Here is a 20,886-nt window from a genome sequence, read left to right as displayed (position 1 = left end):
GCTGCGCTGATCCGCCGGGTCGTCGAGCACGTGTCGAGCACGGGGAGGAGGCGGGGTGACGAGCGTCAGCAGCGACTGGGAGCTGTCCAGCGATGCTGAGCTGATCACTGCCGTCCGTGGCGGGGAGTCCGCCGCCTTCGGTGCCCTCTACGAGCGGCACGCCAGCGCCGCCCGTGCGGTGGCGCGTCAGTACACGAACTCCGCTGCCGACGCCGAGGACGCCGTCTCCGACGCGTTCTCCCGGGTCTTCGTGGCTCTGCGGGACGGTGGCGGGCCCGACGTCGCCTTCCGCGCCTACCTCTTCACCGTGGTCCGCCGGGTGGGTCTGGCCCGCGTCGAGAGCGCACGCCGCACCCAGCCCACCGACGACCTCGGCACCTTCGAGGCGGCTTTCGGCGCGGGGGAGTCCACCGAGGAGCCGGCCATCGCGGGCTTCGAGCGCGGGGTGGTCTCCGAGGCGTACAAGTCGCTGCCCGAGCGGTGGCAGGCCGTGCTCTGGTACACCGAGGTCGAGCAGCTCAGCCCCGCGGAGATCGCCCCCGTGCTGGGCCTGACGGCCAACGGTGTGGCGGCCCTGGCCTATCGCGCGCGCGAAGGGCTTCGGCAGGCCTACCTGCAGCAGCACCTCGCCGCACCGATCGAGGACGAGTGTCGTGAGGTCAACGCCAAGCTCGGCTCGTACGTGCGGGGCGGTCTGGCCAAGCGGGAGACCGCCCAGGTCGATGCCCACCTCGGGGACTGCGGCGAGTGCCGTGCCCTGGTGCTCGAGCTCAGCGACGTCAACCACGGCATGCGGGTGGTCATCGCCCCGCTCGTGCTGGGTGGTGTGGCGGTCGCCGCGGTCCAGGGCATCGGGTTCGGCGGCGCGGCCGGGGTGCTGGGGGCTGCCGCTGCGACGGGTGGTGCGGCCACGGGTGTGGGTGCCTCGGGCTCGATGACGAGCGGTACGGGTACGGGTGTGGGCGGCGCTGGTGCTGGAGGCGCAGGTGCCGGTGGAGCTGGTGCAGGCGGTGGCTCGCTCGTCGGAGCCGGTGCGGCCGGCAGCGCCGCCTCGACCGGGCTCGTCGGCGCTGGTGCGGGTGCGCTGGTGGCCGCGGGCGCAGTGCAGGGCGCGTTCCCGGCGGGCGCTGCCGGGGCCCCGACCGGTGCGGCGGGCGCGCCGGGGAGCGCCGTCGGAGCCAGCACGGGCGCGGGTGTCGGGGCGGGTGCGGGCGGCGCCGGTGCGGCCGCTTCGGCAGGTGGGCTCGCCGGCCTGGTCGGTGCGCTCCCGGTGGGTGCGATCGGCATCGCCGTGGCAGGGGTCGTGGTGGCGGCCTCGATCGCGACCGCCGGTCTGCTCGGGGTCTTCTCCCCGGGCGGTGACGCCGACCCCCTGTCCTCACCGATGGCCGAGGAGGAGCCGGCGCCCGGCACCGGTCCCGGTGGTGACGGCTCGTCCTCCGACGACGCTCCTTCAGACGGCGACGCGGTCGACGACACCGGTGGCACGTCGCCCACGGACATCCCCGGAGACGGACTCACCGACCCAGCCGCACCCACCGGGGAGGCCACCCCGCAGGACCCGTCCGCTCCCGGCTCCGACGAGGTGCCGGGCGGCACGTCCGACCCGTCGCCGACCGACCCGGGCACGTCCGACCCGTCGCCGACCGACCCGGGCGCGCCCGAGGAACCGACCGACCCGGGCGCGCCCGAGGAACCGGTCGACCCCCCTCCCCCGGCCCCCGCGCCGGCGAGGGTCGAGGTGCTCACCGAGCCGCAGATCGGGGAGATCGTCGCCGGTCAGCCTCAGCTGATCTCCCTCGAGGTCGCCAACACCGGCGAGCAGGACGCCACGGGCATCCGCACCGAGCTGGAGTTCCCGGCCGGGACCACCTGGACGGTCGAGGCCCTGGGCTCGCCTGCCGTCGCCGGAGGCATGATCGGTGGACGCCTCGCCGCGGCCGTCGCGGTCCCCTCGGCGTGGACCTGTGCAGCGAGCACCCCGACCGTCGCGGCCTGCAGCCTCGACGTCCTGCCCCCTGGGGCCAGGAGCACGCTGCGCGTCAACGTCACGATCATCGACGACTCGCTCGACGGTCCGGCGGCTGAGCCGCTCGAGCTGCGGCTGCGGACCTGGATCCCCGGCGGAGGGGCCCCTGCCCCGGACCCGCGCATCCACCGGGTGGCGTTCTCCTCCGCGCCGGCCGTGGTCCGCGTGCAGGACGCCGCGCTCGTCACGCTCGTCGGAGACGTCCGGGAGGCCGTCTCGCGCCGGATCAGCATCCCGGTGACCAACGCGGGCGGGACCTCGGTGCCGGTCGACGCGGTCGTTCGACTCCCTACGCTCCCGGAGGAGGTGTCGGTGAGGTCTGCCGGTCCCTGGTTCTGTGAGGAGCCGTCCGGCGCCGACCTCACCTGCCGGTTGGCGACGTTGCCCAAGGCCGTCGCAGGGGTACCCACGACGGTGCCGCTCGAGCTCGATCTGGTGGTCGACCCCGGGTTGCGGAACGCCGACCTCACCGCCGAGCTGAGCGTCGTGGTCCCGGCTGCCGGCACCGCCCCGGTGGGAGCGCCGTTCACGGTGCGCTCGGCGCCCGGGGTGGCGACGGTCGCCGCCGACCCGGTCGAGACGGTGCGCCCGGGTGCGCCGCAGAACACCCGGGTGCGCATCGGCAACCTCGGAGGCACCGACGTCGATCCAGTGGGGGTCGAGGTCCTGGTCCCTGCCGCGATGGGTTGGCGCAGCTCGCCGGGGTCCACGTGGACGCCCTGCGGCTCGGTGGGGGCCGCCCGGCTGATCTGCCTCGAGTCCTCAGCACCGGTCGACGGCGAGACCGTCGTGCCGCTGACCCTGCTGGCCCCTCCGGGTCAGGTCGCCGGTCGCAGCGTGACCGTCACGGTCACGCTGCGCGACCTCACCTCGGGTGCCGCGCTCGCCATCGCCGAGCTGGGGGTCGACGTCGCTCCTGACCCCGCGTCGATCACGGCGACGAGCCTGCCCGTCGGCGACCTCATCGGCGACGCCCCTGCGACCGTGACGGTCGAGACCACCAACTCCGGCGGCACCTCGGGCGAGGTCCGTGTCGCGGTCAGCGTGCCGGCCGGGGCCGAGGCGACCGACCCCGCCGGGCAGGGCTGGGGTGCGTGCGCAGTCGGCCAGGACGGTCTGGTCCTGTGCGAGCAGGTCGTGACGGTCGGGCCGGGTGCCACCGAGCAGGTCGACCTGACCCTGCGCAGCGTCGTGGTCGACGGGGCGATGGACGGTGTGGTGCGGGTCCTGGTCGAGCACGACGCGGGGAGCATCGCCGAGCAGCACCAGGTCCGCCTCGCGTCCGCACCGGCAGTCGTCGGTGCGGAGGATGCTGCGGCTGTCGTGGTCGTCGGGGACACCCGGCGCCCCGTCACCGGCACGGTCAGCGTCCCGGTGAGCAACACCGGGGGGACCTCGGTGCCCGTCGAGGCCTTCGTCCGGATCCCCTCGCTGCCCGCCGGTGTGTCCGTCGACCCGGTCGGTGCGTGGGCGTGTGCCGAGTCGCCGGGCGGGCTGGACTGCCGTCTGGGCGCGCTGTCTCCGGCGGTGGGCGGTTCTCCCACCACGGTGCCGCTCGAGCTCGATGTGCGAGCGGGGACGGGGTTGCGGAACGTGGACCTCGCAGTCGTCTTCGAGGTCGAGGTGTCTGCTGCGGACGACACCGTCACCGCGACCGCTCCTGTCACGGTGCGCTCGGCGCCTGGGGCGCTGACGGTCTCGGCCGACCTTGACGGGACGGTGCGTCCGGGGGCACCGCAGAACGCCTCGGTGCGTATCGGCAACGCCGGTGGGACGGACGTCGAGCGGGTCAGGGTCGAGGTCGTGGTCCCGGCCGGTATCGGCTGGGTCGGATCGGTGGGGGCCGTGTGGACGCCGTGCGGCGCAGCGGGCGACTCCCAGCGCATCTGCCTCGAGTCCTCGGCGCCGGTCGACAGCGGGACGGTCGTCCCGCTGACCTTGCTGGCCCCTCCGGGCCAGACCGCCGGTGAGAACGTGACCGTCATGGTCACGGTGCGCGACCTGGATTCGGTGGCTGCGCCTGCCACCGCCGAGCTCAGGGTGCGGGTCGCCCCCGACCCTGCGTCGATCACGGCGACGACCCTTCCCGTCACCGACCTCGTCGGTGACGCACCTGCGACGATGACGGTCGAGACCACCAACTCCGGCGGTACCTCGGCCGACGTGCGTGTCGCGGTGACCGTCCCGGCCGGGGCCGAGGCGACCGATCCCGCGGGGCAGGGCTGGGGCGGGTGCGTGCTCGGGGAGGACGGTGCGGCCCTGTGCGAGCAGGTCGTGACGGTCGGGCCCGGTGTCACCGTGGAGCTGGGGCTGACCCTGCGCAGCGTCGTGGTCGACGGGTCGCTGGACGGTGCGGTGCGGGTCGTGGTCGAGCACGACGGGCAGGCCGTGCTGGACGAGCAGCACGAGGTCCGCCTCTCGTCCGCACCGGCCGACGTGAGCTGGTCCTCGACCTCGTTCACCGAGCTGGTCGGTGGGTCGCCGGACCAGGTGGTCACCGCGATCACCAACACGGGCGGCACCACTGCCGAGGTGCTCGTGAGCGTGTCGGTACCTGAGGGTGCCGCACCCCTCGACCCGGCCGCTGAGGGGTGGTCCGGGTGCACCTCCGACGTGCTGGGGCTCTGCCAGCAGGCCGTGACGGTCGGGCCCGGTGCCACGGCGCAGGTGGCGCTGACGCTGCGCAGCACCGTCGAGCAGGACGAGAGCACCGGGGTCGTGCGTGTGGTCGCGCAGCACCCGTCCGCACCGCCGCGTGCCGAGGACCACCCGGTGCGACTGGTGGCAACTCCCGTCGTCGAGCCTGCGCGGCTGACGCTGGACCTCGCGGCGGTCACCACCCTCGAGCGAGGTGAGCCGCGGATCGTCAGCCTCACCGTGCAGAACACCGGGCAGGTGACCGCCCGCGGCCTCGCCGCCTCGGTCAGCCTGCCTGCGGCGGTCCAGCAGGACTCCTTGCTCACCCTGAGCGACTGGGCGTGCGGGACCGGCAGCGGTGCCAACACGACCATCCCGTGCACCCTCGCCGAGCTCGCGCCGGGTCAGACGAGCACCCTCGAGGTCGCGGTCCGCGCGACGGGCGGCGGGGCATCCGGCCGGGACATCACGGTCGCGATCACCGGTGAGGGAACCGCACCGGTCACCGCGAGCACCCGGGTGCAGCTCGTCCAGCCGGTCCTCGGGTTCGCGGATACCGTCACCGAGGACCTCGTGCTCGGCAGCTCGGGGCCCGTCGCCTTCGCCGTGCAGAACACCGGCACGGCCGATGCGCGCGACGTGCGCGCCTCCGTCCGGCTGCCGTCCGGTGTGGTGTTCGACGCTCTTGCGGAGATCCCCGAGGACGGTGAGGGCGAGGAGTGGTCCTGCGCGCTCGACAGCCCGCGGGCGGCGACCTGTGACCTGAGCCGACTGCCCCGCGGCGAGGTCGCGCCGCTCGTCCTCTTCGCCACCGCGCAGGCAGCGGTGGCCGGCCCGGTGGTCGTGGAGGTCTGGGACGGTGCGGGGGCGAGTGCCGGCGTGATCACCTCCTCGGTGCAGGTCCAGGTCGCCTCCTCCGGCCTCAGCCCGCGCTTCCGTGCGACCGGCGGGTACGCCGTGACCGAGATCGGTGCCCCGCTGCTGGGTTGCGACCTGATGACCTCGGCCTGCCGCTCGGTGATGAGCAACCCCGTGGGCACGGCCACCAACAACGGCCAGACGATGACCACGCTGCGCACAGCGACCGGTGACCCGCGCGACTCGGTGTCGACGCTCGCGATCCCGGCCGGCAGCACGGTCGAGTTCGCGGGTCTCTACTGGTCGGCCAACCGTCACGCCGCGGACGCGTGGTCAGGTCCCCTGACCTCGATCGAGCTGCGCGCGCCGGGGCAGGACTTCGTCACCGTGGGTGGCGCGCAGCTGCTCGTCGAGCAGGTCGACAGCGGCAGCCGCAGCTACTACCAGGCGTTCGCCGACGTCACCGACCTGGTGCGGTCCGGTGGGACCGGCGACTGGGCCGCACGCGGCGCTGCGATCGCCGCCACCGCGAACGACCCGGTCCGCAGCTACTACGCCGGCTGGTCGCTCGTGGTCGTCTACGCGACGCCGGGGAGCAGCAGCAACGTCACGGTGTACGACGGCGGGTCGTGGGTGGCCACGAACGCCTCGACGACGTTCGCCTTCGCGGCGGGGGGGTCGCGCGACGCCCGGATCGGGGTGGTGGCCTGGGAGGGCGACCGCAACGGGACCTCGGGTCAGGACCGGCTGAGCCTCAACGACTCGCCGCTGGTGCCGGTGCGCTGGAACGGTACGCCGGGGCTGGCGAACGACGCCTTCGACTCCACGGCGAACGGCTCGGAGTTCGCCAACACCCTGGGGGTCGACGCCAAGGGGTTCTCCCCCCGCCCGGTGCTCGACGGGATCAACCGGCTGACCGCGTCGACCGCGAGCGACCAGTACCTGATCGGTGCGGTCACGGTCATGACGACACCGCGCTGAGCAGCCACAGCACCTGAGCGGAGTCGCGCAGCTCTCGAGCCGCGCCTCAGCCCTCGGTCAGGGCCGTCGCCGAGCCGTCACCCGGCTCCTCGCGCGCCGCGGCCTGGACGGCGGCGTCCACCAGGTCGTCCCCCTGGACCAGCTCGAGGACGAGACCGGAGGTGGCCGACTCGTCGAGGAGGCCGGCCAGCACCGCGGCGACGTCGTCGCGGGTGACCTGCCCGGGCTCGACCGAGGGCTCGAGGCGCACACGGCCCGTCCCGGGGTCGTCGGTGAGTCCTCCGGGGCGCAGGATCGTCCAGTCCAGGTCGCGGCCGCGCAGGTCCTCCTCGGCGGCGGCCTTGGCGCGCAGGTAGGCCGCGAAGACCTCGTCGGTCACGACGTGCGCCGAGTCGACACCCATCGAGGACAGCAGCACCAGCCGGCGCACGCCCGCACGCTCGGCGGCGTCCGCCAGGAGCACGGCGGCCCCACGGTCGACGGTGTCCTTGCGCCTGATCCCCGAGCCGGGTCCGGCGCCGGCGGCGAAGACGACGGCGTCGGCCCCCTGAAGCAGCGGGGCGAGCTCGAGCGGGGTGGTGTGCTCGAGGTCGACCACGGCGGCCTCTCCGCCGGCACCGGTCACGTCGCCGGTGTGGTCCGGGTTGCGGACGAGTCCGACGGCCTGGTCACCACGCCGGGCGAGGATCTCGGTGAGTCGGAGGGCGATCTTGCCGTGGCCACCTGCGATGACGATGCGCATCACCTCACGTTAGGGGCTCGGGCCCCGTCCCGCACACGGGTCTCCCAGCGCCGCCAGGGGGGCATGTCACGCCAGTTCACGGCCAGGGTGCGGAAGGCACGCACGAACCGGCGCCGCAGCAGGCTCCCCCCGCGCAGCGACCTGCCCGAGACTCCCACCCGCAGGGTGCGGTCGTAGCGGATGCGCGCGGTCGGTCCGAGGCAGAACGACAGGTCGACGTCGTCGTGCAGCTCGGGGTCCTCACGGTGGACGTGGTGCTGGACCCGGGCCCAGGCGCCGGCACGCATCGCCATGTTGGATCCCCACAGGGGGTGGTTGGCCAGGGCGGCTCCCATGGTCAAGTAGTACGAGTGCAGGTAGAGCCGCCCGATGGTCGCCGCGCGCCACCGGGGGATGTCGGTGAAGTCCCCCTGCCCGGTCAGGGCCTGCAGGGCCGGGTCGTCGACGAACGCGGTGTGGATGCGTTCGAGCCAGTCGGCGGGGGGCTCGCTGTCGGCGTCGCACCGGACGATGACGTCCATGCCGTGGGTGCCGGTCAGGGCGGCGTCGTACCCGGTCGAGGCTGCTGCGGGGATCCCGGGTCGGGGTTCGGCCACGACGCGTGCGCCGTGGGCGCGGGCCACCGCGGCGCTGTCGTCGGTCGAGCCGTTGTCGACGATCACCACCTCGGTGGCGCGTCGGGTCTGGGCGTCGAGCAGCTCGAGGCAACGACGCAGGGCAGTGGCGTCGTCCTTGACGGGGATGACCACCACGAGTGACAGTGCCACACCACACCTCTCGGGAGACGTCGTCGGGAGCCGGTCTTCGGCGATCTGCCTGCCGTTCGAGTCGTGGTCGGGTCTCAGGACCGGAAGAATGTTCTCAGATATGCTCAGCACGCTGAGCATTACGCTCGACATACCGACGCGGAAGGCAGGGGCAGTGGGCACACCCGAGACCGTCATCCTGCTGGACGAGGACGGCGAACGCATCGGCACCGCGCCGAAGGCCGACGTGCACACCCACCAGACCCCCCTGCACCTGGCGTTCTCGTGCCATGTGCTGAACGCCGCCGGGCAGGTGCTGATGACCCGTCGGTCGCTCGGCAAGAAGACCTGGCCCGGGGTGTGGACCAACTCGGTGTGCGGGCACCCGGCCCCTGGGGAGTCCTTCGAGGACGCCATCCGCCGCCGCTCGCGGGACGAGCTGGGCATCGAGGTCACCGACATCGCGCCGGCGGTGCCGGACTTCCGGTACCGCGCGGTCGACGCCTCGGGCATCGTCGAGAACGAGGTCTGCCCGGTCTTCACCGCGAGGACCACGAGCGAGCCCGTGCCGCACCCGGACGAGGTGATGGACCACGCGTGGGTCGCCCCGGACGACCTGCACCGGGCGGTCGCCGCGGCTCCCTGGGCGCTGAGCCCGTGGCTCGTCGAGCACGCCCCCGCGCTGCGCCTGCCCGAGCAGTACCCGCCCGGACCGGGGGACCAGCCATGACGGACACCTCGACCCGCCTGGAACCTGCGTCGACCACCTGGCCCGACCCGCCCCAGCTGGTCGATGTGCTCCTGCGGGACGAGCTCGAGACCGCGCGCCGCCGGGCCGAGGCCTTCGGACCGGAGTACGCGCTGATCTGGTCCGAGATCGACCGCAGCGTGCGCGGGGGCAAGAGGTTCCGCTCCTCGATCGTGCTGCGCACCCACGACGCCCTCGGGGGCCGGTGCCTCGAGGCGGCCGTGCTGGTCGCCGCGGGATTCGAGCTGCTGCACACGGCCTTCCTCATCCACGACGACCTGATCGACCGGGACACCGTGCGGCGTGGCGCACCGAACCTCGCCGCGACGCTGCGCAACGTCTCGCTGGCCCTGGGGGCCGACGAGGACCGGGCCCGACGCTGGTCGGACGCCTCGGCCGTGCTCGCCGGTGACCTCGCCCTGAGCCGGGCGCACCGCCTCATCGCCTCGGTCGACATCCCTGGCAGGCAGCGCATGCAGCTGCTGGACCTGCTCGACGAGACCCTGCTCGTCTCTGCCGGCGGTGAGCTCGCCGACACCGCCTTCGGGCTCGGGCTGCACCTGCCGACCCTCGACGAGGCGATCCTGGTGTGCGAGTCCAAGACCGCCATGTACTCCTTCCGTGCGCCCCTGCGTGCCGGGGCGGTGCTCGCCGGTGCGGGCGACGACGTCCTGGTCGAGCTCGACGACATCGGTCGCCTGCTGGGGCGGGCGTTCCAGCTGGTCGACGACCTCCTCGGGGTGTTCGCCCCCGAGGAGAAGATCGGCAAGAGCAACGTGAGCGACCTGCGGGAGGGCAAGCACACCGCCCTGATCCTGCACGCCCGGACCCTGCCCGTCTGGGACGAGCTCGAGTCGAACCTCGGTCGCGAGGACCTGGACCAGGTGACGGCGGCCCGGATGCGGTGGGCGCTGGCGCACTCCGCGGCCCCCGTCCGCGTCGAGGAGCAGGTCCGTGAGGACCTCGACGACGTGATCGCCCGGCTGACCCGCCGGCCCCTCCCGCCCGAGATGGCCGCAGTGGTCGAGGCGTTGGTCTCCCAGGTGCGCGACGCCCTGGACGACGTCGTCGGCCACGTCGAGGAGGCCCGATGTCAGGCCGGCTGAACCTGTACGACCGGGTCGCCGAGGGGGCCGCCGACCTGGTGGTCCGCGAGTACTCGACGAGCTTCGGCCTGGCCACGCGACTGCTGCCCGCTGCGAGCCGCGTCGAGATCCGCAACATCTACGCCCTGGTCCGCCTGGCCGACGAGGTCGTCGACGGCGCCACCGAGGAGTCCGGGGGAGACCTCGAGACCGCCGACAGGTTGCTGACCCGGCTCGAGGCCGAGACCACCGAGGCGATCGCCACCGGGTACAGCACCAACGTGCTGGTCCACGCCTTCGCGGGCACCGCACGGCGGGCCGGGTTCGGTACCGAGCTGACCACACCGTTCTTCACCTCGATGCGGATGGACCTGCAGCGGGCGGTGCACGACGCCGAGAGCTTCGTGGCCTACGTGCACGGCTCGGCCGAGGTCGTCGGGCTGATGTGCCTGCGGGTGTTCCTGCTCGACGAGCCGGCGGCCCGACGCAGCGCCCGGTACGACGAGCTCGCCCCGGGGGCGTGCGCGCTGGGTGCGGCCTTCCAGAAGATCAACTTCTTGCGGGACCTCGCGGACGACCACGAGCGGCTGGGCCGCAGCTACTTCGTGGACGTCGACCCCGACCACCTCTCCGAGGAGCAGAAGGCGGTGATCCTCGCCGACATCCGCGAGGACCTGCGGGTCGCCAGGGCAGCCATGGCCGAGCTCCCCCCGGGTGCCCGGCGGGCCGTCCAGGTCGCCAGCGCGCTGTTCACCGAGCTCACCGCCCGGCTCGCCGTGACCCCGGCCGCCGACATCGCCCGTACCCGTGTCCGGGTGCCCGGGCCGGTCAAGGTCCGGGTCGCCGCCCAGGCTCTGCGACCGCGGCGCGCACCCCGCGCGGTCGTGGCGGGCTGAGGCGCCGTGACCGATGTGACAGCCTCGGTGGTGCCCGTGCGGCTGGACCCAGCAGCGCGGTCGGAACCTGGAGTGGAGTGGACGTGACCCGGACCCGTGAGCCGCGCAGTGCCGTCGTCGTCGGCGGGGGGATCTCGGGGCTGGCCAGTGCGGCCCTGCTGGCCCGTGAGGGGTACCAGGTGACCCTGCTGGAGGCGCGTGACGTCGTCGGCGGTCGGGCCGGGCTGTGGGAGCACGAGGGGTTCTCGTTCGACACCGGCCCCTCGTGGTACCTGATGCCCGAGGTCTTCGACCACTTCTTCGGTCTGCTGGGCACCAGCGCCGACGAGCAGCTCGAGCTGGTCCGGCTCGACCCGGGCTACCGGGTGTTCTTCGAGAACCGGCCGTCGATGGAGGTCGCGGGCGACCTCGAGACCAACGTGGCGACCTTCGAGGGGATCGAACCGGGTGCCGGGGAGCGGCTGCGGGCGTACCTCGGGTCGGCGCGCGACACGTACACGATGGCCACCCGGCACTTCCTCTACACGACCTACGCCTCGTTGCTGCCCCTGGCGAACCGGGACGTGCTGACCCGGCTGCCGCGCCTGGTCCGGCTGCTCACCGAGTCCCTCGAGACGCGCGCCGCCCGCGAGTTCACCGACCCGCGCCTGCGCCAGGTGCTCGGCTACCCGGCGGTCTTCCTGGGCTCGGCGCCCCGGCTGACACCGAGCATGTACCACCTGATGAGCCACCTCGACATGGCCGACGGCGTGCTCTACCCGCAGGGTGGGTTCAGCCGGCTGATCGGGGCGATCCGCGGGCTGGCCGAGCAGCGCGGTGTTGACATCCGCCTCGGGGCCCAGGCCCTGGCGATCACCACGCAGCCGTACGAGGGTGGTCGCACCGTCGCCGGGCGCACCGTCCCGGGCCCGGTGCGGGCCCGTGCCACCGGGGTCGACTACCGCGACGCCGACGGCACCCGGCAGCACGTGAGCGCCGACGTCGTGGTCTCCACGGTGGACCTGCACCAGACCGAGACCGTGCTGCTGCCCGCCCGGCTGCGCTCGCGGTCCGAGTGGTGGTGGCGTCGCAGCGTGCCCGGTCCCAGCGCCGTGCTGCTCTACCTCGGCGTGAGCGGGGAGCTGCCGACCCTGGGCCATCACTCGCTGTTCTTCACCGAGGACTGGCAGCAGGGCTTCGACCGGATCTTCCCGCGGCGCGGGCACCCGGCCGCCGACACCGCCTTCCCCGACCCGGCGTCGCTGTACGTGTGCAAGCCCAGCGCGACCGACCCGTCGGTGGCCCCGGCCGGTGCGGAGAACGTCTTCGTGCTGGTGCCCGTGCCCCCCGACCCCCGGCTCGGGCGCGGCGGTCTGGACGGCGAGGGTGACCCGTGGGTCGAGCAGGTGGCCGACGCCGCGATCGCCCAGGTCGCGCGGTGGGCCGGGGTGCCCGACCTCGCCGAGCGCGTCGTCGTGCGCCGTACCGTGGGTCCGGCGGACTTCGCCGAGGAGCTGCGGACCTGGCAGGGCACCGCGCTGGGCCCGGCCCACACGCTGGCCCAGAGCGCGATGTTCCGTTCGGGCAACGTCTCGCGCCGGGTCTCCGGGCTCTACCACGCGGGCGGCTCGGTGATCCCGGGCATCGGGCTCCCGATGTGCCTGATCAGCGCGGAGATCCTGATCAAGCGGTTGCGCGGTGACACCTCGACCGGCCCGCTGGACGAGGGCGCCGAACCCCGTGTGCGGGCTGCCGCACGATGAGCCTGCTGTACGGCGCGCTCCTGCTGGTCTCGATCACCGGGATGGTTGTGCTCGACCACCGGTTCCGGCTCTTCTTCTTCGCCGATGCGCGACGCGCCGCGGTGGTCCTCGCGGTCGGGGTGGTCTTCTTCCTGCTCTGGGACGTCGCGGGGATCGCCCTGGGGATCTTCTTCCGCGGCGAGACGCCGTACATGACCGGTCTGCTGGTGGCCCCCGAGCTGCCGGTCGAGGAGGTCGGCTTCCTGACCCTGCTGTGCTACCTGACCATGAACCTGCACGGCGGGTTCAGCCGGGCCCTGGCGCGCGCGGGTGAGGCCGCGTGACCTACCTGGCGCTCAACGCGGTCTTCCTGACCGTCGTGGTGGTGGTCCTCGTGGCGGGGGTGCGGGCGGCCCGTCGTCGCGGGGTCCCGATGAGCAGGTCGCTGGCTGCCGTCGGGCTGAGCCTGCTGGTGCTGCTGGTGATGACGGCCGTCTTCGACAACCTCATGATCAGCGCGGGCCTGGTGGCCTACGACGACGCGCAGCGGGTCGGTCTGAGCATCGGCGTCGCGCCGATCGAGGACTTCGCGTACTCGGTGGCCGCGGCCCTGCTGCTGCCCGCGGTGTGGCACCTGCTCGGGGCCCGCCGCCGTCGCGCGGGTGAGTCGTCCGCGCACGGGACGGGCGCCGGGAGCGGGAGACTGGACCCATGAGCACCACCCTGACCACGGGCGCCGTCCTGCGCCGGCTGACCCTCGCCTCCCGCCCGCTGAGCTGGGTCAACACCGCGTACCCCTTCGGGGCGGCATACGTGATGACCACCCGCGAGGTCGACCTGCGGCTCGTGCTCGGCACGCTGTTCTTCCTGATCCCCTACAACCTGCTGATGTACGGGGTCAACGACGTCTTCGACTACGAGTCGGACCGCAACAACCCCCGCAAGGGCGGGGTCGAGGGGGCGCTGCTCGACGAGCGGTGGCACCGGGTCACCCTGCTCAGCGCGGTGCTGCTGCCGGTGCCCTTCGTGGCCTACCTGGTCGCGGTCGGGTCGCCCTCGTCGTGGGCCGTGCTCGCGGTGTCGCTGTTCGCGGTGGTCGCGTACTCCGCGCCCCGGCTGCGCTTCAAGGAGCGCCCGGTCCTGGACTCGTTGACCTCGAGCACCCACTTCGTGTCCCCCGCGGTGTACGGCCTGGTGCTCGCGGGGGCGTCGTTCACCCGGGACGTATGGCTGCTGCTCGCGGCCTTCTTCCTGTGGGGCGCGGCGAGCCAGGCCTTCGGCGCCGTGCAGGACATCCAGGCCGACCGGGAGGGCGGCATCTCCTCGATCGCCACGGTGCTGGGCGCTCGGGCGACCGTGCGGCTCAGCCTGGGTGCGTACCTCGCCGCGGGGGCCCTGATGCTGCTCACCGCCTGGCCGGGACCGCTGGCCGCGGCGCTCGTGCTGCCGTACGTCGGCATCGTCTGGCCGTACCGCTCGGTCACGGACGACGACGCGGCGTCCTCCAACCGGGGCTGGCGGCAGTTCCTCGCGGCCAACTACCTGGTCGGCTTCCTGGTGACGATGCTGCTCATCTGGGTCGCGTTGCGCTGACGGGTCGGCGCGCCCGGCCCGCCTCAGTGCGCCCGGACCGGCTCAGCGCAGCTGCACCGCTCAGCGCACCCGCACCGACAGGCACGTGACGCAGCCCTCGAGCTTCTCGAACTCCCCGACCGGTGCGGTCACCACGGTGAGCCCGCGGTCGCGCAGCAGCTCGGCGGTGCGGGGCGCGTTCTCGGAGAGCAGCACGGTCGTGTCGTCCAGGACGACGACGGCGCAGCCCGTCTCCTCGGGCACGGCCAGGAAGTCGGGGAACAGGGTCGGGTCGTCGACCAGCGGCTCGTAGCCGATGACGGTGCCGTCGGGCAGGGCCGTGAGCGCGGACTTCAGGTGCAGCACCTTGGTGACCGGGACCACGACCACCCGGTACCCGAGGGGCTCGACGATCCTGGCGACCTGGGCGATCCCGTCCATGTCCGTGCGGTCGCTGCGGCCCACGTACACCGTGGTGCCGACCTTGAGCACGTCCCCGCCCTCGAGCGTGCCGGGCTGCTCGATGCGGTGCACGGTCACCCCGAGGTCGCGCAGCGCGGCCTCCATGGTGCTGACCTCGCCACGCCGGGTCGCGGCGCCGGGTGAGGTCAGCACCGCGACGTCCCCGAACACCACCACGGTGTCCTCGACGAAGACACCGTCGGGGTGCTCGTCCGCCGGGTCGACCTGGTGGACCTCCCAGCCGCGCGTCTCGAAGGCCTCGACGTAGGCGGTCCAGCCGGCCAGCGCGGCCCCTGCGTCGACGCTCTGCCGCTCGAGGTGGGTCAGCTCACCGTCCTGCAGACGCGGCGAGGGACGTCGGACGAGCAGCCGGGGGGTCGCCATCAGCGCGAGCCGGCGCCCGAGTTGACCTCGTAGGAGGTGTTGGTGGCCTCGAAAAAGTTGACCAGCTGCAGGGTGTCGTTGGCCGTGGCCATCCACTTGGCGGGGTTGGACACCTTGTAGTGCGGCTCGAAGCCGAGCTCCTCGAGGCGCCGGTCGGCCAGGTACTTGACGTACTGGTTCACGTAGTCGGCGTTGAGCCCGAGGATGCCCGTGGGCAGCAGGTCACGGTTGTACTGCTCCTCCATCTCCACGGCGTCGAGGATCATCTGGCGGATCTCCTCGGCGAACTCCGCGGTCTGCAGGTCCTCGTTCTCCTCGAGCACCGTGAGGATGAGGTTGATGCCGAACTTCAGGTGCAGCGACTCGTCGCGGATCACCCAGTCCATGAGCGACCCGAAGTTGCGCAGCAGGTTCCGCTGGCGGAAGCTCAGCGCGACCATGAAGCCGCTGTAGAACCAGATGCCCTCGAGGATGACGTTGTACGCCACGAGGTTGCGGACGAAGTCCTGCTTGCCCTCGGTGGTGGTGATGTCCAGGGTCTGCTCGGTCATCCGGCGGATGTAGTGGACCTGGAACTCCTCCTTGGCGGCCATGGAGGGGACGTTCACGTGCGAGCCGTAGGCCTGCTCGCGGTCGATCGGGAACGTCTCCAGGACGTACTCGAAGCTCATGCAGTGGTTGGCCTCCTCCCACATCTGCTTCGCGAGGTAGAGGTGCGCCTCGGGGGCGTTGATGTAGGGGTAGACGCCGAAGGCCAGCGCCTTGTTGACCAGCAGCTCGTTGGGGTTGAAGTACGACATCAGGAACGTGACGGCGTGCTTCTCCTCCTCGGTCATCTTCTTGAAGTCCGCGAGGTCCTCACCGAGCTGGATCTCGTTGGGGAACCACGTGTTCGCGACGGCCTGGTCGTACAGGTCCATCGCCCACTGGTAGCGGACCGGCTTGAGCAGCAGTCCTTCGGAGATCCCGGTTCCCAGCATCTGGGGGGCGTTCATGTCAGCTCCTTGCGGCAGTGAGGGCGGTGGGGATGTGCGGGGCGGTCGTCACTGGCAGGACTCGCACTGGAGCCGCTCCATCGGGTCGATCGGGCAGGCCACCCCGTCGACGACGTCGAGGTCCTCCGAGGCGAAGTCGCTGACGATCTCGCCGAAGGCGTCCTGCGGAGGGCTGTACGCGTCCTGCGGGGCGCTGTACGTCTCCTGCGGGGCACCGGTGGTCTCCTGGGCCGGGACCGACGGCGTGGCCGGGGCAGGCTGCGCGACGGGAGCCGGCGGTGCGGCGACCGGCGACGTGGCCGTGGTGGCACGCACCCAGGCGGCGGGGGCCCGGACGGGTTCCGCGACGGCGGAGGGTGCCTCCGGAGCCGGTGCGGGCGCAGGCGCCTCCTGGACCGGAGCCGCAGGTGCCGCGGGTGCCGCGGGTGCGGCCCGACGTCCGGAGGCGGCGACCTCAGCCAGGACGGCCGCTGGTGCGGTGACGATCGAGAAGCCGGACCGTGCCGGCGCCGCGACCGGCTCGACGACCTGCGGTGCGACCGGCTCGGCTGCGGGGGTCTGGACGGGCACGACGGCGACGGGGGCCGCCGCCGGGCTGCCCGAGCTCTTGCCGAAGCCGAACCCACGACGCGGTGCGCTGCTGCCCGCAGCTGCCGGGGCCTGGCCGGTGGGGGCCGGACGGTTCTCGGACTTGTTGACCCGCACGGTGGACTGCTCGGCGGTGTGGCGCGGCTTGACGTGCAGGTAGTAGGTCGTCTTGACCCCACGCTCCCAGGCGGCCGAGTACAGCTTGGCCATCTCGGAGACGTCACGCGTCTGGAGGTAGATGTTGCGGCTGATCGCCTGGTCGATCCACTTCTGGGCCCGGGCCGCGACCTCGATGAAGGCGTACGGCGAGAGCTGGAAGGAGGTCTGGTAGATCGCCTTGATGTGCTCGGGCACGCCGGGGACCTGCGACAGGTCGCCCTGCGCGGCGAGCAGGTCGTCGCGGACCTGCTCCCACAGGCCGAGCTGCTGCAGGTCGTGCACCAGGTTGCGGTTGACCTCGAGGAACTTCCCCGAGCTGGTCGCGCGCGAGAAGATCTGCGAGAACTGCGGGTCCAGGCCGGGCGTGGTGCCGGCGACCAGGCCGATCGACGCCGTCGGCGCGATGGCCATCAGGGTCGCGTTGCGGATGCCGCCCTTGACCTTGGCGCGCAGCGCGTCCCAGTCCAGGCGCGTGGTGCGGTCGACCGCCACGGGGATCCCGCGGTCGGCCTCGAGGCGCGCGATGGTGTCGATCGGGACCATGCCCTGCGACCAGCCCGAGCCCTCGAAGTTGTCGTACGAGCCGCGCTCACGGGCCAGGTCGGCGCTCGCGTCGATCGCGTGGTAGCTGACGAACTCCACGATCCGGTCGATGAGCTCGTACGACTCCTCCGACTCGTAGGCGAAGCCGAGCCGCTCGGTGAGGTCGGTGAAGCCCATGACCCCCAGGCCGATCGCGCGGTTGGCGTTGTTCGCGTGCTCGGACTCGGCCACCGAGGAGAGCGTGATGTCCACCAGGTTGTCGAGCTGGCGCACGGCGAGCTGCGCGCTGGCCTTGAGGCGGTCCCAGTCGATCTCGCCGTCGACCAGGTGGGTCGAGAGGTTGATCGACGCCAGGTTGCAGACGGCGATGTTCTCGCGGTCCTGGGGCAGCGTGATCTCGGTGCACAGGTTGGACAGGTGGATGGTCCCGGTGTTGTTGTTCAGCGCACGGGAGTTGATGGTGTCCTTCCACGTGAGCCACGGGTGGGACGTGCTCTGCAGGGTGATGAGGATCTGCGTGTACTGCTCACGGGCCTTGATCCGGCGGAAGCGCGTGAGGCGTCCGGCCTCGGCCTGCGCGACGTAGTGGGCGTAGCGCTCGGAGAACGCGCGGCCCACCAGCTCGACGAGGTCGGGGGTGTCTGCCGGGTCGAAGAGGTACCAGTCGGCGTCGTCCGCGACGCGCTTCATGAACTCGTCGGAGATCCAGACCGCGGTGTTGGCGGTGCGGGTGCGGCGGTAGGGGTCGCCCGAGTTCTGCCGCAGGTCCAGGAACTGCGGGAAGTCCAGGTGCCAGTTCTCCATGTAGAAGCACAGCGCACCGAACTTCTTGCCGCCGCGGGACACCGCTCGCAGGGTCGAGTCGATCGTGTGCATGAAGGGGATCGGGCCGGTCGACGTGGTGTTGTTCGACTTGATCTGCGACCCCTCGGACCGCAGCTTCGTCACGGACAGGCCGATGCCGCCGGTGCCCTTGGTCAGCCACATGACGTCGCGCACGGACTTGGCGATGTGCTCGATGTCGTCCTCCATCTGCATCACGAAGCAGTTGGAGAGCTGGGGGTAGGAGGTGCCGGCGTTGACCAGCGTGGAGCCCGCGGGCAGGTAGTCCAGGCGGGCGATCTTGTCGTAGAACTCGATCGCCTTCTGGGTGGGGTTCGCCTCGTTGAGCGACAGGCCCATCGACACCCGCATCCAGAAGTACTGGGGGACCTCGAGGGCCTTGCCGTGCCGATCGGTGATCATGTACCGGTTCCGCATGGTGACGGTGCCGATGTAGCGCAGCTGCTCGTCGTGGTGGTGGTCGAGGGCCGCGGCGATCGCGTCGAGGTCGAAGTGGGTGACCAGGCGCTCGTCGAGCAGGCCCAGCTCGACGGCCTCGCGGACGTAGCCCGGGAAGCGCGCCTGGTGCAGCAGGGCGAGCTCGAGGTCGGTCTCGTAGTTGCCGAGCACCCGCTTGTAGATGACCTTGCGCAGCAGGCGCGCCGCGATGATGTCGAAGTCGGGGTCGTCCTTGACGTTCTGGACGGCGACGCTGATCGCGGCCTCGTCGAGCTGCTCGGTGGTGATCCCGTCGAAGAGCGTGATCGCGAGCTCGGTCGCGACCTGCGTCGTCTTGGAGATCTGGTCCTCGAGGCCGACGGCGGCACGCTCGATCGCCTTGTTGATCATGTCTGCGTTGTAGGGCTCGCGGGTCCCGTCACGCTTGGTGACGTGGATGCGTCCGGCTGCCGGTGCGCTCGGGGTGGCGTCGGGGGCTGCGGGCCGCTGGTCGGTCGATGGGTCGGTGATGGTCACGGCGGGTCCTCGCGGCAGATCGGTGCGGGCAGCGCGGCGGCTGCGGGTCAGGTGAGCCACGTCGGTGGGGCTCGGCCGACGACCTGCCGGAGGGGGTGGTGGTGGTGCCCCCGGCGTCAGGCCGACGTGGGCGACGCTATATCGGCTCGGACCGAAGGGCAACGGTGACACGCAAGATGTTGTGGTGGTAGAGGGTGCCGACCCCTACATGTGCGCATTCCTGTGGACGGGTCTGTGGACGGCCTGTGTGCAACGAGGGGTGGCTGTGGATAAAACACGGGAAAGCCCGGGGACCTGCGCAGACGTGCTGCGCAGATCTCCGGGCCCGGTACGGGTGGCCGTCAGGGACGGCACGGAGATGGCACTGCCGGGCCGCGGTAGAGCCCCCTGGTTCGCGCGACCCGGCAGTGCACGGTCCTCAGCCAGCATCCCCCGAGCCGACGAGGACGATCTCGGGTGTGGGGTCGAATCGATACCCCACACCCCGGACGGTGGCGATCTGCAGGAGGCCCCCCAGCTTGTCCCGCAGCCGCCGCACATGGACGTCGATGGTGCGCGTGCCCGAGGCGGGCACGCCCTTGCCCCACACGGACCTCATCAGCTCGTCACGGGTGACGGCTCGGTGGGGCGCGTGGACGAGGTACTCGAGGAGTGCGAACTCCTTGAAGGTCAGGGCGACGGGGGCGCCGCGCACCGTGACGCTGCGCGCCCCCAGGTCGATGACGGTCGTGCGCGACCAGGCCGCCCGGGCGCGCTGCGCCGCCGATGCGGTGCCCTCACGGGCGAGCTCGGTGCGCAGGTTGTCGATCAGGGACGTGCCGGGCCGGGCGGTCAGCGACAGGGACGCGTGGGCGTCCATCTCCGGTCCGAGCTCGGAGACGAGCTGCAGCACGGCCTGGGCGAGGTCGGCGAGCATCGTCGTGCCGGCTGCGCCCATCGACTCGTCGACACCGACGTAGAGGGCGAAGCCCGGGCGGGACTCGTCCGGGGCTCGCTCGATGCCTGACGCGGGTGCGTCAGTCAGTGCGAGCGAGACAGCAGTCATAGGTCGAGTGTGACCGGCGCGGGCCGGAGCACCAACCTCTCTCGGCGACCATCTCACATCTTGGGACGAGGGTCACCCGTCCGGGCGTGACAAGAGGGACGAAACGCCCAGGCCCCCCGAGCGGTGCGTGGTCCCGGTGCAGATCAGCGAGAGGTCGGTGCTGACGCCGGGTGCGCCAGGGTGATCCCAGTCACAGTCCGCTCGGGGCCTGTGACTGGGGTGGTGGCCGCCGGGAGAGGCGGTCAGACCAGGCCGTACAGGCGGTCGCCCGCATCCCCGAGACCGGGGACGATGTACGCCTTCTCGTTGAGCCGCTCGTCGACGGCGGCCACGACCACCGTCACGTCCGCCCGGTCACCGACGTGCTTCTCGACCACGGCCAGGCCCTCGGGGGCCGCGAGGATGCAGATGCACGTCACGTCCCGCGCGCCCCGCTCGAACAGGTAGTCGATGCTCGCGATGAGGGTGCCGCCCGTGGCGAGCATCGGGTCGAGCACGAAGCACTGGCGGCCCGAGAGGTCGTCGGGGAGCCGGTTGGCGTAGGTGATCGCCTGAAGGGTCTCCTCGTCGCGCTGCAGACCCAGGAACCCGACCTCGGCCGTGGGCAGCAGCCGGGTCATCCCCTCGAGCATCCCCAGCCCCGCGCGCAGGATCGGGACGACGAGCGGGCGAGGGTCGGCCAGGTGCGTCCCGGTCGTGGTCGCGACGGGGGTGGTCACCTCGATCTGCTCGGTGCGGACCTCGCGGGTGGCCTCGTAGGCCAGCAGCGTCACCAGCTCCTCGACCAGCTGGCGGAAGATCGGCGAGGCGGTGTCCTTGTCACGCAGGACGGTGAGCTTGTGGGCGACCAGCGGGTGGTCGGCGACGTGCAGGCGCATGAGGTGAACCGTACCGGCTA

At 72.1% G+C, this 20,886-nt stretch carries 15 protein-coding genes; 8 read left to right on the top strand and 7 right to left on the bottom strand.

Annotated elements, in window-relative coordinates; genetic code table 11:
* Window positions 1–55 precede the first annotated feature (55 nt).
* The gene (locus M1R94_RS20230) at window positions 56–6,505 is read left to right on the top strand and encodes a sigma-70 family RNA polymerase sigma factor (protein ID WP_308199857.1); all 6,450 of its coding nucleotides are present in this window, start codon (window positions 56–58) and stop codon (window positions 6,503–6,505) included.
* 46 nt (window positions 6,506–6,551) lie between these two features.
* Here the strand turns inward: M1R94_RS20230 and M1R94_RS01775 are convergent, their stop codons facing one another.
* Together M1R94_RS01775 and M1R94_RS01770 are read right to left on the bottom strand one after the other, a co-directional pair.
* On the bottom strand, window positions 6,552–7,247 hold the full coding sequence (locus tag M1R94_RS01775; RefSeq protein WP_249379941.1) for an SDR family oxidoreductase: 696 nt from the start codon (window positions 7,245–7,247) through the stop codon (window positions 6,552–6,554).
* Entirely contained in the window at window positions 7,247–8,014 is a 768-nt protein-coding gene (locus tag M1R94_RS01770; protein ID WP_249379940.1) for a glycosyltransferase family A protein, read from the bottom strand. The genes M1R94_RS01775 and M1R94_RS01770 overlap by 1 nt, the downstream gene beginning before the upstream one ends.
* 154 nt (window positions 8,015–8,168) lie before the next feature.
* On the opposite strand from M1R94_RS01770, the gene idi reads away from it, so the two are divergent.
* The 7 genes from idi (at window position 8,169) to M1R94_RS01735 (ending at window position 14,036) form a co-directional block, all read left to right on the top strand.
* A complete protein-coding gene (gene idi / locus M1R94_RS01765) occupies window positions 8,169–8,723 on the top strand; it encodes an isopentenyl-diphosphate Delta-isomerase (protein WP_249379939.1) in 555 nt (184 codons plus the stop codon).
* A complete protein-coding gene (locus M1R94_RS01760) occupies window positions 8,720–9,847 on the top strand; it encodes a polyprenyl synthetase family protein (RefSeq protein ID WP_249379938.1) in 1,128 nt (375 codons plus the stop codon). Before idi ends, M1R94_RS01760 begins: the two co-directional genes overlap by 4 nt.
* Complete coding sequence (locus M1R94_RS01755) at window positions 9,832–10,722, top strand: phytoene/squalene synthase family protein (protein WP_249379937.1); 891 nt, start codon at window positions 9,832–9,834, stop codon at window positions 10,720–10,722. The genes M1R94_RS01760 and M1R94_RS01755 overlap by 16 nt, the downstream gene beginning before the upstream one ends.
* 83 nt (window positions 10,723–10,805) lie before the next feature.
* Window positions 10,806–12,464, top strand: a complete 1,659-nt coding sequence (crtI, locus tag M1R94_RS01750; protein ID WP_249379936.1) for a phytoene desaturase family protein — start codon at window positions 10,806–10,808, stop codon at window positions 12,462–12,464.
* The gene (locus M1R94_RS01745) at window positions 12,461–12,787 is read left to right on the top strand and encodes a lycopene cyclase domain-containing protein (RefSeq protein ID WP_249379935.1); all 327 of its coding nucleotides are present in this window, start codon (window positions 12,461–12,463) and stop codon (window positions 12,785–12,787) included. Before crtI ends, M1R94_RS01745 begins: the two co-directional genes overlap by 4 nt.
* Window positions 12,784–13,158 (top strand): lycopene cyclase domain-containing protein, encoded by a 375-nt coding sequence (locus M1R94_RS01740; protein WP_249379934.1) that lies wholly within the window; start codon window positions 12,784–12,786, stop codon window positions 13,156–13,158. Before M1R94_RS01745 ends, M1R94_RS01740 begins: the two co-directional genes overlap by 4 nt.
* The gene (locus M1R94_RS01735; protein ID WP_249379933.1) at window positions 13,155–14,036 is read left to right on the top strand and encodes a prenyltransferase; all 882 of its coding nucleotides are present in this window, start codon (window positions 13,155–13,157) and stop codon (window positions 14,034–14,036) included. Before M1R94_RS01740 ends, M1R94_RS01735 begins: the two co-directional genes overlap by 4 nt.
* 60 nt (window positions 14,037–14,096) lie before the next feature.
* Here M1R94_RS01735 and ddaH read toward each other — a convergent pair whose 3' ends face one another.
* The 5 genes from ddaH to upp all read right to left on the bottom strand — a co-directional run bounded on the left by ddaH (window position 14,097) and on the right by upp (window position 20,866).
* Window positions 14,097–14,861 carry a dimethylargininase gene (gene ddaH, locus M1R94_RS01730; protein ID WP_249379932.1) on the bottom strand — a complete coding sequence of 255 codons (765 nt, stop codon included), beginning with the start codon at window positions 14,859–14,861 and terminating at the stop codon, window positions 14,097–14,099.
* Entirely contained in the window at window positions 14,861–15,856 is a 996-nt protein-coding gene (locus tag M1R94_RS01725; RefSeq protein WP_249379931.1) for a ribonucleotide-diphosphate reductase subunit beta, read from the bottom strand. Before M1R94_RS01725 ends, ddaH begins: the two co-directional genes overlap by 1 nt.
* A gap of 48 nt (window positions 15,857–15,904) precedes the next feature.
* Entirely contained in the window at window positions 15,905–18,865 is a 2,961-nt protein-coding gene (locus M1R94_RS01720) for a ribonucleoside-diphosphate reductase subunit alpha (RefSeq protein ID WP_374109419.1), read from the bottom strand.
* Between the two features lie 496 nt (window positions 18,866–19,361).
* Complete coding sequence (locus M1R94_RS01715; protein WP_249379930.1) at window positions 19,362–19,988, bottom strand: winged helix-turn-helix domain-containing protein; 627 nt, start codon at window positions 19,986–19,988, stop codon at window positions 19,362–19,364.
* Window positions 19,989–20,230: 242 nt separating this feature from the next.
* Window positions 20,231–20,866 (bottom strand): uracil phosphoribosyltransferase, encoded by a 636-nt coding sequence (upp, locus tag M1R94_RS01710; protein ID WP_249379929.1) that lies wholly within the window; start codon window positions 20,864–20,866, stop codon window positions 20,231–20,233.
* Window positions 20,867–20,886 lie beyond the last annotated feature (20 nt).

Source organism: Actinotalea alkalitolerans (assembly GCF_023369855.1).
In the GTDB taxonomy this organism is placed as follows: Bacteria; Actinomycetota; Actinomycetes; order Actinomycetales; family Cellulomonadaceae; genus Actinotalea.
This window is presented reverse-complemented; position numbering and strand designations above follow the sequence as displayed.

Coding starts and splice junctions, on each gene's coding strand:
- M1R94_RS01775 (WP_249379941.1), bottom strand. CDS start 7,247: ATGCGCATCGTCATCGCAGGTGGCCACGGCAAGATCGCCCTCCGACTC.
- M1R94_RS01725 (WP_249379931.1), bottom strand. CDS start 15,856: ATGAACGCCCCCCAGATGCTGGGAACCGGGATCTCCGAAGGACTGCTG.
- M1R94_RS01735 (WP_249379933.1), top strand. CDS start 13,155: ATGAGCACCACCCTGACCACGGGCGCCGTCCTGCGCCGGCTGACCCTC.
- M1R94_RS01715 (WP_249379930.1), bottom strand. CDS start 19,988: ATGACTGCTGTCTCGCTCGCACTGACTGACGCACCCGCGTCAGGCATC.
- upp (WP_249379929.1), bottom strand. CDS start 20,866: ATGCGCCTGCACGTCGCCGACCACCCGCTGGTCGCCCACAAGCTCACC.
- M1R94_RS01755 (WP_249379937.1), top strand. CDS start 9,832: ATGTCAGGCCGGCTGAACCTGTACGACCGGGTCGCCGAGGGGGCCGCC.
- ddaH (WP_249379932.1), bottom strand. CDS start 14,861: ATGGCGACCCCCCGGCTGCTCGTCCGACGTCCCTCGCCGCGTCTGCAG.
- M1R94_RS01745 (WP_249379935.1), top strand. CDS start 12,461: ATGAGCCTGCTGTACGGCGCGCTCCTGCTGGTCTCGATCACCGGGATG.
- M1R94_RS01760 (WP_249379938.1), top strand. CDS start 8,720: ATGACGGACACCTCGACCCGCCTGGAACCTGCGTCGACCACCTGGCCC.